Raw genomic sequence first — 14,468 nt, forward strand, 5'->3', positions numbered from 1 at the left:
ATACGTGATGAAACGCAGTAAAACCATGGAGCTCGGGGTGGGGCTGTTCATGCTCGCCGGCATCCTCGGCCTGGTGTTCCTCGGCCTGCGGGTCAGTGGCCTGACCCTGCAGGCACCCAGCGACACCTTCCGCCTGGAGGCGAGCTTCGCCAACATCGGCGGCCTCAAGCCGCGCGCCCGGGTGACCATGGCCGGCGTCACCGTCGGCCGGGTGGCGGCCATCGAGCTCGATCGCGAGTGGTACGACGCCCGGGTGGTGCTGGAGCTCGACGAGAGCCTCGAGGGTCAGCTCTCCCGCGACACCACCGCGGCGATCCTCACCGCGGGGCTGCTCGGCGAGCAGTACGTCGGCCTCAGCGTGGGGGGTGACCCCGAGACCCTTTCCGACGGCGATGCGATCCGCGACACCCAGTCGGCGGTGGTGCTCGAAGAACTCATCCAGCAGTTCGTGTCCAACATGGTCAGCGACTAGCCCCGGGCCGTCGCCGCCCCCGAATCCTTTCCCGGCCCCGACATGGAGACGTTGCCCATGACCCGCCTTCCCCGACTCCTCGCGATCCTGCTGCTGACCCTGATGGCCGGCGTCGCCGCCCAGGCCAGCGCCGAGCGCTCCCCGGAGCAGATGATCCGCGACAGCATCGACGAGCTCACCGGCCAGATCGAGGGGCGTCGCGATTACTTCGCCGACAACCTCGACGAGCTCAAGGCGCTGGTGGACGACAGCCTGGAGCAGATCGCCGACTTCCGCTACATCGGCGCCAGCGTGATGGGGCGCTACTTCGCCAACGCCACCCCGCAGCAGCGCTCGCGCTTCGTCGAGACCTTCCGCCAGACCCTGATCGACACCTACGCCAAGGGGCTGGTCACCTTCGACTACCGCGAGCTGCGCGTGCTGGACAACCAGCAGTCGCGCCGCTACGAGGATCAGGCCAGCGTCGACATGGAGGTGGTCGCCGAGGATGGCAGCGTCTACCCGGTGAGTTACACGCTGCGCCTCTCCGATGGCCAGTGGAGGGTGGTCAACGTGATCGTCAACGGCATCAACCTGGGCCTGACCTTCCGCAACCAGTTCGACCAGGCGATGCGCGACAACGGGCGCGACTACGACGCCGTGATCGACGGCTGGTCCCCCGAGGTAGGGGTCGAGGAGCTGGAGCAGGGGGCGTGAGCGACCTGCTCGCCCTGGATGGCCTGCGCCTCGAGGCGGGCGATGCCTGCCTGGTGGTGGTCGGCGAGGTGGGCTTCGAGCATGCCGCCGCCCTGGCCGAGGCCGGCAGCCGCTGGCTCGCCGGCCGTGCGGCCGGGGAGGGCGTGGGCTTCGACCTCACCGGCGTCGCCGGCGTCAGCAGCGCCGCGCTCTCGGTGCTGCTGGAGTGGGCGCGGGCCGCGCGGCGGGCCGGGTTGACCCTCGAGGGGGTGCGCCTGCCGGCCCCGTTGCTGCGCCTCACCGAGCTGGCCGGCCTCGACCGCCTGCTGCCCGTGGTGCCGGGCGACGCCTGAGCGGTGATCGCCAAGCGCGATGCTTTTCATTACCATGGGCCATCCCCGTTTCGTGCCACCGGTCGCGCCGCGTCCGGTGGCCTCACCGTCTTTTGCATCATAGGAGTGCCGCACCATGCAACCCAGCGAGGTCAAGGAGCTGCTCGAGTCGCGCGTCGAGGGCTGCGAGTTCCATATCCAGGGTGAGGGCTGCAACTTCCAGGTCGTGGCCGTGGGCGAGGTCTTCGCCGGCCTGTCGCCGGTCAAGCGCCAGCAGCTGATCTACGGCGCCCTCTCCGAGGAGATCGCCTCGGGTGCCCTGCACGCGGTGAGCATCAAGACCTATACCCCGGCGCAGTGGGACGGCGCGCCGGAGAACGCCGGCGCCTGAGACGCGAAGCCCCATGGACAAGTTGATCATCACCGGCAGCGGGCCGGTCGACGGCGAGGTGTGGGTCAGCGGCGCCAAGAATGCCGCCCTGCCCATCCTCTGCGCCACCCTGCTGGCCGACGAGCCGGTGACCATCGGCAACCTGCCGCACCTGCAGGACATCACCACCACCCTGGAGCTGCTCGGCCATCTCGGCGTCGAGCCGGTGATGGGCGAGAAAATGTCGATCCAGCTGGATGGCGCCCAGGTGAAGCACTGCGATGCGCCCTATGAGCTGGTCAAGAAGATGCGCGCCTCGATCCTGGTGCTGGGGCCACTGCTGGCCCACTTCGGCCATGCCGACGTTTCGCTGCCGGGCGGCTGCGCCATCGGCTCGCGGCCGGTGGACCTGCACCTGCGTGGCCTCGAGGCCATGGGCGCGGAGATCCGCGTCGAGGGCGGCTACATCCGCGCGCGGGTCGAGGGGCGCCTCAAGGGGGCCACCATCTTCTTCGACACCGTCACCGTCACCGGCACCGAGAACCTGCTGATGGCGGCGGCGCTGGCCGAGGGCACCACGGTGCTCGAGAACGCCGCCCGCGAGCCGGAGGTGGTCGACCTGGCCGAGCTGTTGATCAAGATGGGCGCGCGGATCAGCGGCCACGGCAGCGATACCATCACCATCGAGGGGGTGGCGCGGCTCCACGGTGCCTACCACGACGTGATGCCCGACCGCATCGAGACCGGCACCTTCCTGGTGGCCGCGGCCCTCTCCCGGGGACGCGTCAGGGTGCGTCGCACCCGCGCCGACATCCTCGAGGCGGTGCTGGCCAAGCTCGAGGAGGCCGGCGCGGAGATCACCACCGGCGACGACTGGATCGCCCTCGACATGCACGGTCGGCGCCCGAAGGCGGTCAACATCCGCACCGCCCCCTATCCGGCCTTCCCCACCGACATGCAGGCCCAGTTCGTGGCCATGAACGCGGTGGCCGAGGGCACCTCCCGGGTGGTGGAGACCATCTTCGAGAACCGCTTCATGCACGTCCAGGAGCTCAACCGCATGGGCGCCCGCATCGCCCTGGAGGGCAACACCGCGGTGATCGAGGGGGTCGAGCGGCTCTCCGGCGCCCCGGTGATGGCCACCGACCTACGCGCCTCGGCGTCGCTGGTGATCGCGGCGATGATGGCCGAGGGCGAGACCCTGGTGGACCGCATCTACCATATCGACCGCGGCTACGAGTGCATCGAGGAGAAGCTGCAGCTGCTCGGTGCGCGCATCCGGCGCGTGCCGGGCTAGCCCGCATTCCGACCAAGGCGAGAGCATGAGCAAACAACTGATCCTGGCCCTCTCCAAGGGCCGCATCCTCGACGAGACCCTGCCGCTGCTGGCCGACGCCGGCATCGAGCCCGCCGAGGACCTGGGCAAGAGCCGCAAGCTGCTGTTCGACACCAACCTGCCCGACGTCAAGCTGGTGGTGATCCGCGCCACCGACGTGCCCACCTACGTGCAGCTGGGCGCCGCCGACCTGGGCGTGGCGGGCAAGGACGTGCTGCTCGAGCATGGTGCCGCGGGGCTCTTCGAGCCCCTCGACCTGGAGATCGCCCGCTGCAAGCTGATGACCGCCGGCATCACCGGGGCCGAGCCGGCCCATGCCCGGCGCCGCGTGGCCACCAAGTTCGTCAACGTGGCGCGACGCTGGTACGCCGAGCAGGGCATCCAGGCCGAGGTGATCAAGCTCTATGGCGCCATGGAGCTGGCGCCGTTGATGAACCTGGCCGACGAGATCGTCGATATCGTCGATACCGGCAACACCCTGCGCGCCAACGGCATGGAGCCCCGCGAGCTGATCGCGCCGGTCTCCACCCGCCTGGTGGTCAACAAGGCGGCGATGACCATGAAGCATGCGCGCATCAAGCCGCTGCTCGAGCGCCTCGCCCAGGCGGTGGCCCGCCGCCGCGAGGGCGTCGCCGGCTGACGCCCCTTCCTCCGACCCGATTCGCTATGGATGCTGCCATGAACGAGACCACTGTCACCTCCGGGATCGCCCGCCTCGCCACCGCCGACGCCGACTTCGCCGAGCGGCTCGACCACCTGCTGGCCTGGGAGGGGGTCTCCGACGCCGAGGTCCAGGCGCGGGTCGCCGAGATCCTGGCGGCGGTGAAGGCGCGCGGCGACGCCGCCGTGGTGGAGGCGACCAACCGCTTCGACCGCCTGGCGGCGAGCGGCATGCAGGAGCTGATCCTCACCGCCCCGCGCCTGCGCCAGGCCTATGACGGCCTGCCCGAGGCCCAGCGCGAGGCGCTGGCCCAGGCCGCCGAGCGCATCCGCCTCTACCACGAGCGCCAGAAGCCTGAGTCCTGGCACTACACCGAGGCCGACGGCACCGTGCTGGGCCAGCAGGTGGCGCCGCTGGATCGGGCCGGCATCTACGTGCCCGGCGGCAAGGCCGCCTACCCCTCCTCGGTGCTGATGAACGCCATCCCCGCCCATGTGGCCGGGGTGCGCGAGATCATCATGGTGGTGCCCACCCCGGACGGCATCCTCAACGAGCTGGTACTGGCCGCGGCCCACCTGGCCGGGGTCGACCGGGTGTTCACCATCGGCGGCGCCCAGGCGGTGGCGGCGCTGGCCTACGGCACCGAGAGCGTGCCGCGGGTCGACAAGATCGTGGGGCCGGGCAACATCTACGTGGCCACGGCCAAGCGGGCGGTGTTCGGCCAGGTGGGCATCGACATGATCGCGGGCCCCTCCGAGATCCTGGTGGTCTCCGACGGCGGCACCGATCCCGAGTGGCTGGCCATGGACCTCTTCTCCCAGGCCGAGCATGACGAGGATGCCCAGGCGATCCTGGTGAGCTGGGACGCCGAGCACCTGGCGGCCGTCGAGGCCGCCATCGAGCGCCTGCTGCCGACGCTGGAGCGCGCGGCGATCGTGCGCGAGTCCCTGGCCAGGCGCGGGGCGCTGATCGCCTGCCGCGACCGTGCCGAGGCGGTGAGCCTGATCAACCGCATCGCCCCCGAGCACCTGGAGCTCTCGGTGGCCAACCCCGAGGGGTGGCTGCCCGAGGTGCGCCACGCCGGCGCCATCTTCATGGGCCGCCACACCGCCGAGGCACTGGGCGACTACTGCGCCGGCCCCAACCATGTGCTGCCCACCTCCGGCACCGCGCGCTTCTCCTCGCCGCTGGGGGTCTACGACTTCCAGAAGCGCTCCTCGCTCATCCACTGCTCCGCCGAGGGGGCCTCCGCGCTGGGGCGCATCGCCTCGGTACTGGCCCGGGGCGAGTCGCTGACCGCCCACGCCCGAAGCGCCGAGTACCGCATCCGGGACTGAGCGCGCGATCGACCCGGCAACGCCGCGGGCCCCGCCATTCGGCGGGGCCCGCGGCGTTGTGGGGTTACTCGCTGGGGCGGGTCTCGGGGGGCGGACGCTCGCCCACCTCCACGCTCAGGGCGAGCTGCTCGCCGCCGCGCACCACCGTCAGCGGCAGGGTCTGGCCGGGTTCCACCGCCGCAATGTCGCTCATGGTCTCCCGCGCATCGAGGATGGGGCGGCCATCGATGGAGAGCAGCACATCGCCGGGTCTGAGGCCGGCCTGGTCGGCGGGGCCTCCGGGCACCACGTCGGCGATGATCACCCCGCGGGGCACCTGCAGGCCGAAGGAGTTGGCCAGGGCGGCGTTGAGCTCCTGGGCCTCGACCCCGAGCCAGCCGCGGATCACCCGGCCATGGGTGACCAGCTCCTCGAGGATGTTGCGGGCCAGGTTGGCGGGGATCGCGAAGCCGATTCCCTGGGAGCCGCCGGAGCGCGAGAAGATGGCGGTGTTGATGCCGACCATGGCGCCCTCGGCGCTGATCAGGGCGCCGCCGGAGTTGCCCGGGTTGATGGCGGCGTCGGTCTGGATGAAGTCCTCGTAGGCGTTGAGCCCCAGGTGGCTGCGGCCGGTGGCGCTGATGATGCCCATGGTCACGGTCTGGCCGACCCCGAAGGGGTTGCCGATGGCCAGCGCCACGTCGCCGATGGCGACCTGGGTGGAGTCGGCGAGCTCGATCACCGGCAGCGCGTCGAGGTCGATACGCAGCACGGCGAGGTCGCTCTCCGGGTCCGTGCCGACCACCCGGGCGAGGGTCTCGCGGCCGTCGCGCAGCGCCACCTGGATCTGGTCGGCGCCGCCGATCACATGGTGGTTGGTGAGCACGTAGCCCTCCTCGCTGACGATCACCCCCGAACCGAGGCTCGACAGCATGCGCTGGCGGGCGGGCATGTCGTCGCCGAAGAACTGGCGGAAGAAGGGATCGGACATCAGCGGATGCTGCTCGCGCTCCACCACCCGCGAGGAGTAGATGTTGACCACCGCGGGGGCGGCCCGCTCCACCGCCTCGGCGTAGCTGACCGGCCCCTGCTCGCGACTCAGCGGGGGCGCCTGGCGAAGCTCGGGGGCAGGGCGCTCGGCCTCGTCGAGCGGCGCCTCCACCGCCAGCGGGGTCGAGGGGGCAGGGGCCGGGGGGGCCTCGGGGGCGGCGGGGCCGCGCCCCGCCAGGCGGGGAAAGGCGTTGAGCAGCACCACCGCCAGGAGTACCCCGATCAGCACCGGCAGCAGGTAGGGCAGGAGCGGGCGGAGGCGGTGGCGGGGCGTCGGGCTCGGCATACGCGGGCGGCGTCCTCTTCGGTTGCGGGCGACCACGGTCGCCGGCGGTGGCGGGCGACGGTTACAATCGCCCGATGGTAACACCTTCATTCCCCTGACGTGCGGAGGAGACGATGGCTGAACGCGATGCGCTGGTGGCGGCCTGCGACCGCCTGCTGGCGGCCGACCGCTTCAAGGACTACACCGTCAACGGCCTGCAGGTGGAGGGGCGCGGCGAGGTACGCCGGGTGCTCAGTGGGGTCACCGCCAGCCAGGCGCTGCTCGACGAGGCGCTCGCCTGGCAGGCCGACCTGGTGCTGGTGCACCACGGCTACTTCTGGAAGAACGAACCGGTGGCGATCACTGGCATGAAGCGGCGCCGGCTGCAGACGCTGCTCGCCCACGACATCAGCCTGCTCGCCTACCACCTGCCGCTGGATGCCCATGCCGAGCTCGGCAACAACGCCGAGCTGGGGCGTCGGCTCGGCTTCGCGGTGACCGGCTGCGCCGACGGCGAGCTCGGCGAGGGGCTGCTGTGGCTGGGAACCCCGCCCGGGGACCTCGACGCCAGCGGGCTGGCGCGCCACGTGAGCGCGCGGCTGGGCCGCGAGGCGCTGCTGGTGGAGGCCCCGGGGAAGGGCGCCGTCGAGCGGGTGGCCTGGTGCACCGGCGGCGCCCAGGACATGATCACCGCGGCTTGGGAGGCGGGCGCCGACGCCTTCATCTCCGGCGAGATCTCCGAACGCACCACCCACCTGGCGCGGGAGCTGGGCATCCACTACCTGTGTGCCGGCCATCACGCCACCGAGCGCGATGGCGTGCGCGCCTTGGGCGAGTGGCTCGCCGCCGAGTTCGGCGTCGAACATCGCTTCGTGGATATCGACAACCCCGCCTGACGCAGGCCCCTACGCAGGCGCCCCGGCCGCTGGCCGGGGCGCTCGACACCGACCGCCCTGGGGCGGCCTGGCGGTGCATGGGGGCGGGGCTAGTAGCGCGGAGCCTGGGGCTCGCGGGCCTCGTCGGTATCACGCAGGCCGAAGTCCTCGGAGAGGGTGCCGCCCGAGCCATCGGCATAGTCACGCGGTGCCGGCGGTGCCGACTCGCCGGCCACCTCGGCCTCCTCGCTCGGGGCGGCGGGTGCCGCCACGGCCAGGCCGTGGCGGGGCGTGCCCTGGCCGCCCAGCGCCTGAGCATCCTCGCCCAGGCGGCGTGCCAGGGCCTCGGCGTCGCGACGCAGGGTCTCGGTCAGGCGAGTCGCCTCGGCGAAGTGGTCCTGCATGCCGTCGCGCAGGGCCGCCAGCTCGCGGTCGCGTTCGGCGAGGCGCTGGCGCAGACGCTGCACGCCGGCGGCGCCGGCGTTGAGCAGGTGGTAGCCCAGTGCCCCGAGGCCGATCCCGGCCAGCAGGCAGGCGATGGCCAGAATCCAGTTGATGCTGCTTGCTTCCACGTCGATCTCCCTGCGGCGGTGGAGTGCCCTTGGCATGGTCGGCCCCGGGCGGTTCAGGATGCGGCCCATTATAGGGCCGAGCCGAGGCGGACGGTCAACGCGGTGGGTGAGGGCGACGGCCCCGGCGGTGCGATTCGTCTTTCAGGCGCGTATAATATGCAGCCTGTCGAAGCCGCCACAGGCCCCAAACGCCCCATGAGTGCCGCCAATCGAGACGTTCGCCCGAGTCCCATGGCCCGCTACCGGGCCGACCTGGAGCGCGACGACTTTCAGTACGACGCCGCCCAGGAACATGCCGTGGCGCATCTGCAGCGCCTCCACGACGACCTGCTGGCCGCGCCACCCGCGCCCCGCTCTCCGGCCCAGGCCGGTGGCGGCCTGGCTTCGAAGGTGGCGGGGCTGTTCGGCAAGCGCGCCCGCAGCCAACCGGTGGAGCCGGTGCTGCCCGAGGTCCGTGGCCTCTACCTGTGGGGCGGGGTGGGGCGCGGCAAGACCTACCTGGTGGACGCCTTCTACGAGTCGCTGCCCTTCCCCGAGAAGATGCGCACCCATTTCCACCGTTTCATGCAGCGGGTGCACAACGAGCTCGAGCACTACAAGGGGGAGAAGAATCCGCTGCGCCTGATCGCCGCCAAGTTCGCCGCCGAGGCACGGGTGATCTGCTTCGACGAGTTCTTCGTCAAGGACATCACCGACGCCATGATCCTCGCCAACCTGCTCGAGGCACTGTTCGAGCGCGGCGTGGTGCTGGTGGCGACCTCCAACATCGTGCCCGACGACCTCTACAAGGATGGCCTGCAGCGTGCGCGCTTCCTGCCGGCCATCGACCTGCTCAACCGCCACTGCGAGGTGGTCAACGTCGACTCCGGCATCGATTATCGACTGCGCGCCCTGAAGCGCGCCGAGATCTTCCACTCGCCGCTGGACGAGGCCGCCGAGGTGGAGCTGGCCCGCAGCTTCCGCGAGATCGCCGGCCACGAGGGCGAGGCCGACGTCGGCCTGGAGATCAACCACCGCATGCTGCGCGCCCGTCGTCTGCACGACGACGTGGTGTGGTTCGAGTTCCGTGAGCTGTGCGACGGCCCGCGCAGCCAGAACGACTACATCGAGCTGGCCCGGGAGTTCCACTCGGTGCTGGTCTCCAACGTGACGCGCATGGATGGCCGCACCGACGACCAGGCCCGGCGCTTCATCAACATGGTCGACGAGTTCTACGACCGCGGCGTCAAGCTGCTGATGTCCGCCGAGGTGCCGGCCGAGGCGCTCTACGCCGACGGGCGTCTCGAGTTCGAGTTCAAGCGCACCCTGTCGCGGCTGCAGGAGATGCAGTCCCACGAGTACCTGGCCCAGGCCCACAAGCCCTGAGCGGCATTGCCCTGGCCGGCGCCCTCGTGTAGACTTCGCGCGCTCTACTCGTTGTCCCCGCCCGTCGGGGGCAACCAAGAAGAATAGGGATGGTTCCCGCCGGACCCACCGGTGGCAGAACCCAACACACTTGATTGGTGAGATTCCATGAAGACGTTCACTGCCAAACCGCAGACCGTCCAGCGCGACTGGTACGTCGTCGACGCCGCGGACAAGACGCTCGGCCGTCTGGCCACCGAGATCGCTCGCCGCCTGCGTGGCAAGCACAAGCCCGAGTTCACCCCCCACGTGGATACCGGCGACTACATCGTCGTGATCAACGCCGAGAAGGTGAAGGTGACCGGCAACAAGGCCAAGGCCAAGACCTACTACCGTCACACCGGCTATCCGGGTGGCCTGCGCTCCATGAGCTTCGACAAGCTGGTCGAGCACGCACCCGAGCGCATCATCGAGACTGCCGTCAAGGGCATGCTGCCCAAGGGTCCCCTGGGCCGCGCCATGTACGCCAAGCTCAAGGTCTACGCCGGCGCCGAGCACCCGCACGCCGCCCAGCAGCCGCAAGAACTGAACATCTGAGGGAGTCTTCGCCATGACACAGCAGTATTACGGTACCGGGCGCCGCAAGACCTCTACCGCCCGCGTCTTCCTGAAGCCGGGCACCGGCAAGATCACCGTCAACAGCCGTGATCTCAACGACTACTTCGGTCGCGTCACTGGTCGCATGGTGGTGCGCCAGCCCCTCGAGCTGACCGACACCCTCAGCCAGTTCGATGTCTACGTCACCGTCAAGGGCGGCGGCGGCTCGGCCCAGGCCGGTGCCATCCGTCACGGCATCACCCGCGCCCTGATGGAGTACAACGAGGACTTCCGCAGCCAGCTGCGCGAGGCGGGCTACGTGACCCGTGACGCGCGCCAGGTGGAGCGCAAGAAGGTCGGCCTGCGCAAGGCGCGCCGCCGTCCGCAGTTCTCCAAGCGCTGATACCACGCCGTCTTGGATGCCGCGACGCCCGGGTTACTCAACCCGGGCGTTTCTTGTTCTGGGTCAACGATTTGGGTTCGCCATGCCACCTTGGTCAAGGTCCTTTTCCTTGTGCGGGGCGGCGCGATTTCTTAACATGTACCGCATTTGGTGTCCGTGGTCGCGGGAAATGTTACCCGTGATGGATCAACGGGTAAGCTGATGGGAGAAACCTTGAAATGGCAGATAACGGCGTGAACAAGGGTCGGCGCCGTTTCCTCGTGGGTGCTACCACCGTCGTGGGTGGGGTTGGTGCCGTCGGGGTTGCGGTCCCCTTTGTGGCTTCCTGGCAGCCGAGTGCCAGGGCGAGAGCGGCGGGCGCGCCGGTTCAGGCAGACGTATCGAAGCTTGAGCCGGGGCAGCAGATGACCGTGGAGTGGCGCGGCAAGCCCGTCTGGATCGTCAACCGCACCCCGGAGATGGTCGAGCGCACCGAGTCCTTCGATGTCGAGCGGCTGGCAGACCCCAATTCCGAGGTCCCGCAGCAGCCGGCCTACATCCAGGGGCCCCTGCGTTCGATCCGCCCCGAGATCGGCGTCCTCATCGGTATCTGCACCCACCTGGGCTGCTCGCCCCTGTTCAAGCCGGAGCCCGATGCCGAGGGTGTGGGCACCGACAACTGGCCGGGTGGCTACTTCTGTCCTTGCCACGGTTCGCGCTTCGACCTGGCGGGTCGGGTGTTCCGCAACGTGCCGGCCCCCACCAACCTGGAGGTGCCGCCGTACCGCTTCGAGACCGACGAGATCATCGTCGTCGGCGAAGATGAGGAGACTGCCTGATGGGTAACCCGAACAAGGCGATGGCGGAAAAGGGCTTCATGCGCTGGGTCGACGAGCGCTTTCCCGCGACGCAGATGTGGCAGGAACACCTGTCCAAGTACTACGCCCCCAAGAACTTCAACTTCTGGTACTTCTTCGGCTCCCTGGCGCTGCTGGTGCTGGTCAACCAGATCCTCACCGGCATCTGGCTGACCATGAGCTACAATCCCACCGCCGAGGGCGCCTTCGCCTCGGTCGAGTACATCATGCGTGATGTCGAGTGGGGCTGGTTGATCCGCTACATGCACTCCACCGGGGCCACGGCCTTCTTCGTGGTGGTCTACCTGCACATGTTCCGCGGCCTGCTCTACGGCTCCTACAAGGCGCCCCGCGAGCTGGTGTGGATCTTCGGCATGGCGATCTACCTGGCGCTGATGGCCGAGGCCTTCATGGGCTACTTGCTGCCCTGGGGCCAGATGTCCTACTGGGGTGCCCAGGTGATCATCTCGCTGTTCTCCGCCATCCCGGTCATCGGTCCCGACCTGACCCAGTGGATCCGCGGTGACTTCCTGATCTCCGGCATCACCCTCAATCGCTTCTTCGCCCTGCACGTGGTGGCGCTGCCCATCGTGATCCTGGCACTGGTGGTGCTGCACATCATCGCCCTGCACGAGGTCGGCTCCAACAACCCCGACGGCATCGACATCAAGAAGAAGAAGGACGAGACCGGCAAGCCGCTCGACGGCATCCCCTTCCACCCCTACTACACGGTGAAGGATATCGTCGGCGTGGCGGTGTTCCTGTTCGTCTTCGCGGTAGTGATCTTCTACTTCCCCGAGGGCGGCGGCTACTTCCTCGAGAAGCCCAACTTCGAGCCGGCCAACCCGCTCAAGACCCCGGACCATATCGCGCCGGTGTGGTACTTCACGCCCTTCTACGCGATCCTGCGGGCCATCACCTTCTCGCTGTTCGGCCTCGACGCCAAGTTCCTCGGCGTGATCTTCATGGGCGCGGCCATCGCGGTGCTCTTCGTGCTGCCCTGGCTCGACCGCAGCCCGGTGCGCTCGATCCGCTACAAGGGCTGGATGTCCAAGGTGATGCTGGCGCTGTTCGTGGTGAGCTTCATCATCCTCGGGGTGCTGGGCGTGCTGCCGGCCACCGACGGCCGTACCGTGCTGGCCCAGATCTGCACCGCCGTCTACTTCGCCTTCTTCCTGCTGATGCCGATCTACACCCGGCTGGAGAAGACCAAACCCGTTCCGGAGAGGGTGACTGGCTAATGAAAAAGCAACTGTTCGCACTGCTCTTCGCGCTGGTGCCCCTCACGGCGATGGCCGCAGGAGGCGCGAGCGTCCCGTACCACATGACGCCGGACCTCGAGGACAAGGCGTCGCTGCAGCGGGGCATGCAGCTCTTCACCAACTACTGCATGGGCTGCCACTCCCTCGAGCACCAGCGCTATGCGCGGGCCGCCGAGGACCTGAACATGCCCCAGGATCTGGTCGAGGAGAACCTGATCTTCTCCTCCGACCTGGCCTTCAACGACCAGATGCACATCGCCATGGACCGTGGTGATGCCGAGGCCTGGTTCGGCGCACCGCCGCCCGACCTGACCCTGGAGGCGCGCCTGCGCGGCACCGACTGGATCTACTCCTACCTGCTCTCCTTCTACAAGGACACGAGCACCGGCACCGGGGTGAACAACACCGTCTTCCCGCTGGTGGCCATGCCCAACGTGCTGGAGCCGCTGCAGGGGGTTCAGGAGATGGTCTGTGCCGAGACCGACCGCCCGGTGGAGGGCGCCGAGCTGGATCCGCTGACCGGCAAGTACCAGTCCTGCGAGACCCTGCAGGTGACCCAGCCGGGGCAGCTGGAGCCCGAGGAGTTCGAGGCGGCGGTCTATGACCTGACCAACTTCCTCGCCTACGTCGGCGAGCCCTCCAAGCTCCAGGCCCAGGCCATCGCACCCAAGGTGCTGATCTTCATCTTCATCTTCGGCGTGATCGCCTACCTGCTGAAGCGCGAGTACTGGCGCGACATCCACTGACCCACCCGCGGGTGGAGGTGAGGGGGCGCAGGGCCTTGGGCCATGCGCCCCCCTTTCGTTACCGGCAGGGCGGGCCTTTCCGGCAGGGCTTGCGCCTTTGCGCGCGGCGAGGCCCGCAGCCCCCTTGCCTGCCGTGTTATCATGGCCGTTCGATTTGATGCGAGGATTGTTTCATGGGTGTAGTGGCCAAGCGGTCGTCGATGATCTTCTACTCCGGTGGTGCCGATCACTTCAGCCATCGGGTGCGTATCGTGCTCGCCGAGAAGGGCGTGGCGGTGGACATCGTCGAGGTCAGCGATGACCAGCGTCCCGAGGAGCTCGCCGACCTCAATCCCTACAACAGCGTGCCGACCCTGCTCGACCGCGACCTGGTGCTCTACGAGTCCAAGGTGATGATGGAGTATCTGGACGAGCGCTTCCCGCATCCGCCGCTGCTGCCGGTCTACCCCGTGGCGCGTGCCCAGAGCCGCCTGTGGATGCATCGCATCGAGCGCGAGTGGTGCCCGCTGGTGGCGCAGATCGAGCAGGGGCCGAAGAAGGAGGCGGACAAGGCGCGCAAGGAGCTGCGCGAGAGCCTGGTGGGTATCTCGCCGATCTTCGAGGACATGCCGTTCTTCATGAGCGAGGAGTTCACCCTGGTGGACTGCTGCCTGGCCCCGATCCTGTGGCGCCTGCCGGCACTCAACATCGAGCTGCCCGAAAAGCAGGTGGCGCCGCTGATCGGCTACATGGAGCGGGTGTTCGAGCGCGACGGCTTCAAGGCCTCGCTGAGCGAGCGCGAGCGCGAGATGCGTAGCTGAACCATTCCCGGCCGCCCGAGCGGGCGGCCTCCAACCAGGAGGGCCAGACGATGCGTTCCAGTCGTCCCTATCTGGCCAGGGCCCTGTACCAGTGGCTGCTGGACAATGACCTCACCCCCCATATCGTGGTGGATGCGGAACATCCCGAGGTGGAGGTGCCGCGGCAGTTCGTCCAGAACGGCCAGATCGTGCTCAACCTCTCGCCGACGGCGGTCAAGGACCTCGCCATGGAGAACGAGGCGATCAGCTTCGGGGCACGCTTCGGCGGCCAGCCCATGCGGGTGATGGTGCCGAGCGCGGCCCTGGTGGCGATCTACGGTCGCGAGAACGGTGTCGGCATGGTGTTCGGCCATGAGCCGGTGATGCCCGAGCCGGTCGACGAGGAGGCCGAGGGTCCGGCGCCGAGCCTCACCGAGGTGGAGCGCGACGATGCCCCGGCCTCCGCGGAGGACGAGCAGACGGGCGACGACGAGCCGCGCCCCCGCCGGGGCAAGCCGTCGCTGCGGGTGATCAAGTAGCCCGCGTCAGGCGAGTCCACAACGCGAAACGGCAGGCC

General features: G+C 69.0%; 18 protein-coding genes. 16 read left to right on the forward strand and 2 right to left on the reverse strand.

All coding sequences use genetic code 11. From position 1 onward, the window contains the following. The first annotated feature begins 7 nt into the window (after positions 1-7). From mlaD to hisD, 7 genes are all read left to right on the forward strand, one after another. The gene (gene mlaD, locus Q673_RS27535) at positions 8-472 is read left to right on the forward strand and encodes an outer membrane lipid asymmetry maintenance protein MlaD (protein ID WP_031218104.1); all 465 of its coding nucleotides are present in this window, start codon (positions 8-10) and stop codon (positions 470-472) included. Positions 473-529: 57 nt separating this feature from the next. After that, the gene (locus tag Q673_RS27540; RefSeq protein WP_023005927.1) at positions 530-1,168 is read left to right on the forward strand and encodes an MlaC/ttg2D family ABC transporter substrate-binding protein; all 639 of its coding nucleotides are present in this window, start codon (positions 530-532) and stop codon (positions 1,166-1,168) included. Then, positions 1,165-1,500: an STAS domain-containing protein gene (locus tag Q673_RS27545; protein ID WP_023005928.1), complete on the forward strand. Its 336-nt coding sequence runs from the start codon at positions 1,165-1,167 to the stop codon at positions 1,498-1,500. The genes Q673_RS27540 and Q673_RS27545 overlap by 4 nt, the downstream gene beginning before the upstream one ends. A 115-nt stretch (positions 1,501-1,615) precedes the next feature. After that, positions 1,616-1,870 carry a BolA family protein gene (locus tag Q673_RS27550; protein ID WP_023005929.1) on the forward strand — a complete coding sequence of 85 codons (255 nt, stop codon included), beginning with the start codon at positions 1,616-1,618 and terminating at the stop codon, positions 1,868-1,870. Positions 1,871-1,883: 13 nt separating this feature from the next. Beyond that, positions 1,884-3,146, forward strand: coding sequence for a UDP-N-acetylglucosamine 1-carboxyvinyltransferase (gene murA / locus Q673_RS27555; protein WP_023005930.1), 1,263 nt, complete (start codon positions 1,884-1,886; stop codon positions 3,144-3,146). A 25-nt stretch (positions 3,147-3,171) separates the two neighbouring features. Next, a complete protein-coding gene (gene hisG / locus Q673_RS27560; protein ID WP_023005931.1) occupies positions 3,172-3,825 on the forward strand; it encodes an ATP phosphoribosyltransferase in 654 nt (217 codons plus the stop codon). Between the two features lie 38 nt (positions 3,826-3,863). Continuing rightward, entirely contained in the window at positions 3,864-5,183 is a 1,320-nt protein-coding gene (gene hisD, locus Q673_RS27565) for a histidinol dehydrogenase (RefSeq protein WP_023005932.1), read from the forward strand. A 64-nt stretch (positions 5,184-5,247) separates the two neighbouring features. Here hisD and Q673_RS27570 read toward each other — a convergent pair whose 3' ends face one another. Then, on the reverse strand, positions 5,248-6,498 hold the full coding sequence (locus Q673_RS27570) for a Do family serine endopeptidase (RefSeq protein ID WP_023005933.1): 1,251 nt from the start codon (positions 6,496-6,498) through the stop codon (positions 5,248-5,250). A 113-nt stretch (positions 6,499-6,611) separates the two neighbouring features. Between Q673_RS27570 and Q673_RS27575 the strand changes: the two genes are divergently transcribed. Next, a complete protein-coding gene (locus tag Q673_RS27575) occupies positions 6,612-7,373 on the forward strand; it encodes a Nif3-like dinuclear metal center hexameric protein (RefSeq protein WP_023005934.1) in 762 nt (253 codons plus the stop codon). Between the two features lie 89 nt (positions 7,374-7,462). Here the strand turns inward: Q673_RS27575 and Q673_RS27580 are convergent, their stop codons facing one another. Continuing rightward, positions 7,463-7,924, reverse strand: coding sequence for a YhcB family protein (locus Q673_RS27580; RefSeq protein ID WP_023005935.1), 462 nt, complete (start codon positions 7,922-7,924; stop codon positions 7,463-7,465). A 231-nt stretch (positions 7,925-8,155) separates the two neighbouring features. On the opposite strand from Q673_RS27580, the gene zapE reads away from it, so the two are divergent. The 8 genes from zapE (at position 8,156) to Q673_RS27615 (ending at position 14,430) form a co-directional block, all read left to right on the forward strand. Further along, on the forward strand, positions 8,156-9,289 hold the full coding sequence (gene zapE, locus Q673_RS27585) for a cell division protein ZapE (RefSeq protein ID WP_023005936.1): 1,134 nt from the start codon (positions 8,156-8,158) through the stop codon (positions 9,287-9,289). 147 nt (positions 9,290-9,436) lie between these two features. Continuing rightward, on the forward strand, positions 9,437-9,865 hold the full coding sequence (gene rplM / locus Q673_RS27590; RefSeq protein WP_023005937.1) for a 50S ribosomal protein L13: 429 nt from the start codon (positions 9,437-9,439) through the stop codon (positions 9,863-9,865). A 13-nt stretch (positions 9,866-9,878) separates the two neighbouring features. Further along, entirely contained in the window at positions 9,879-10,268 is a 390-nt protein-coding gene (gene rpsI / locus Q673_RS27595; protein WP_023005938.1) for a 30S ribosomal protein S9, read from the forward strand. Positions 10,269-10,486: 218 nt separating this feature from the next. After that, on the forward strand, positions 10,487-11,086 hold the full coding sequence (petA, locus tag Q673_RS0118360; RefSeq protein ID WP_031218108.1) for a ubiquinol-cytochrome c reductase iron-sulfur subunit: 600 nt from the start codon (positions 10,487-10,489) through the stop codon (positions 11,084-11,086). Continuing rightward, positions 11,086-12,345 carry a cytochrome b gene (locus Q673_RS27600; protein ID WP_023005940.1) on the forward strand — a complete coding sequence of 420 codons (1,260 nt, stop codon included), beginning with the start codon at positions 11,086-11,088 and terminating at the stop codon, positions 12,343-12,345. Before petA ends, Q673_RS27600 begins: the two co-directional genes overlap by 1 nt. Then, entirely contained in the window at positions 12,345-13,112 is a 768-nt protein-coding gene (locus Q673_RS27605) for a cytochrome c1 (RefSeq protein ID WP_031218109.1), read from the forward strand. Before Q673_RS27600 ends, Q673_RS27605 begins: the two co-directional genes overlap by 1 nt. A gap of 173 nt (positions 13,113-13,285) precedes the next feature. Beyond that, positions 13,286-13,912: a stringent starvation protein SspA gene (sspA, locus tag Q673_RS27610; protein WP_031218110.1), complete on the forward strand. Its 627-nt coding sequence runs from the start codon at positions 13,286-13,288 to the stop codon at positions 13,910-13,912. Between the two features lie 50 nt (positions 13,913-13,962). Beyond that, positions 13,963-14,430, forward strand: a complete 468-nt coding sequence (locus tag Q673_RS27615; protein WP_023005943.1) for a ClpXP protease specificity-enhancing factor — start codon at positions 13,963-13,965, stop codon at positions 14,428-14,430. Positions 14,431-14,468: the final 38 nt, after the last annotated feature.

Source organism: Halomonas sp. PBN3 (assembly GCF_000475415.1).
GTDB lineage: Bacteria > Pseudomonadota > Gammaproteobacteria > Pseudomonadales > Halomonadaceae > Halomonas > Halomonas shengliensis.

Excerpts from the sequence above, each read along its gene's own strand:
- mlaD (WP_031218104.1), top strand. The coding sequence starts at position 8 with ATGAAACGCAGTAAAACCATGGAGCTCGGGGTGGGGCTGTTCATGCTC.
- Q673_RS27540 (WP_023005927.1), top strand. The coding sequence starts at position 530 with ATGACCCGCCTTCCCCGACTCCTCGCGATCCTGCTGCTGACCCTGATG.
- Q673_RS27550 (WP_023005929.1), top strand. The coding sequence starts at position 1,616 with ATGCAACCCAGCGAGGTCAAGGAGCTGCTCGAGTCGCGCGTCGAGGGC.
- murA (WP_023005930.1), top strand. The coding sequence starts at position 1,884 with ATGGACAAGTTGATCATCACCGGCAGCGGGCCGGTCGACGGCGAGGTG.
- hisG (WP_023005931.1), top strand. The coding sequence starts at position 3,172 with ATGAGCAAACAACTGATCCTGGCCCTCTCCAAGGGCCGCATCCTCGAC.
- hisD (WP_023005932.1), top strand. The coding sequence starts at position 3,864 with ATGAACGAGACCACTGTCACCTCCGGGATCGCCCGCCTCGCCACCGCC.
- Q673_RS27570 (WP_023005933.1), bottom strand. The coding sequence starts at position 6,498 with ATGCCGAGCCCGACGCCCCGCCACCGCCTCCGCCCGCTCCTGCCCTAC.
- Q673_RS27575 (WP_023005934.1), top strand. The coding sequence starts at position 6,612 with ATGGCTGAACGCGATGCGCTGGTGGCGGCCTGCGACCGCCTGCTGGCG.
- zapE (WP_023005936.1), top strand. The coding sequence starts at position 8,156 with ATGGCCCGCTACCGGGCCGACCTGGAGCGCGACGACTTTCAGTACGAC.
- rplM (WP_023005937.1), top strand. The coding sequence starts at position 9,437 with ATGAAGACGTTCACTGCCAAACCGCAGACCGTCCAGCGCGACTGGTAC.
- rpsI (WP_023005938.1), top strand. The coding sequence starts at position 9,879 with ATGACACAGCAGTATTACGGTACCGGGCGCCGCAAGACCTCTACCGCC.
- petA (WP_031218108.1), top strand. The coding sequence starts at position 10,487 with ATGGCAGATAACGGCGTGAACAAGGGTCGGCGCCGTTTCCTCGTGGGT.
- Q673_RS27600 (WP_023005940.1), top strand. The coding sequence starts at position 11,086 with ATGGGTAACCCGAACAAGGCGATGGCGGAAAAGGGCTTCATGCGCTGG.
- Q673_RS27605 (WP_031218109.1), top strand. The coding sequence starts at position 12,345 with ATGAAAAAGCAACTGTTCGCACTGCTCTTCGCGCTGGTGCCCCTCACG.
- sspA (WP_031218110.1), top strand. The coding sequence starts at position 13,286 with ATGGGTGTAGTGGCCAAGCGGTCGTCGATGATCTTCTACTCCGGTGGT.
- Q673_RS27615 (WP_023005943.1), top strand. The coding sequence starts at position 13,963 with ATGCGTTCCAGTCGTCCCTATCTGGCCAGGGCCCTGTACCAGTGGCTG.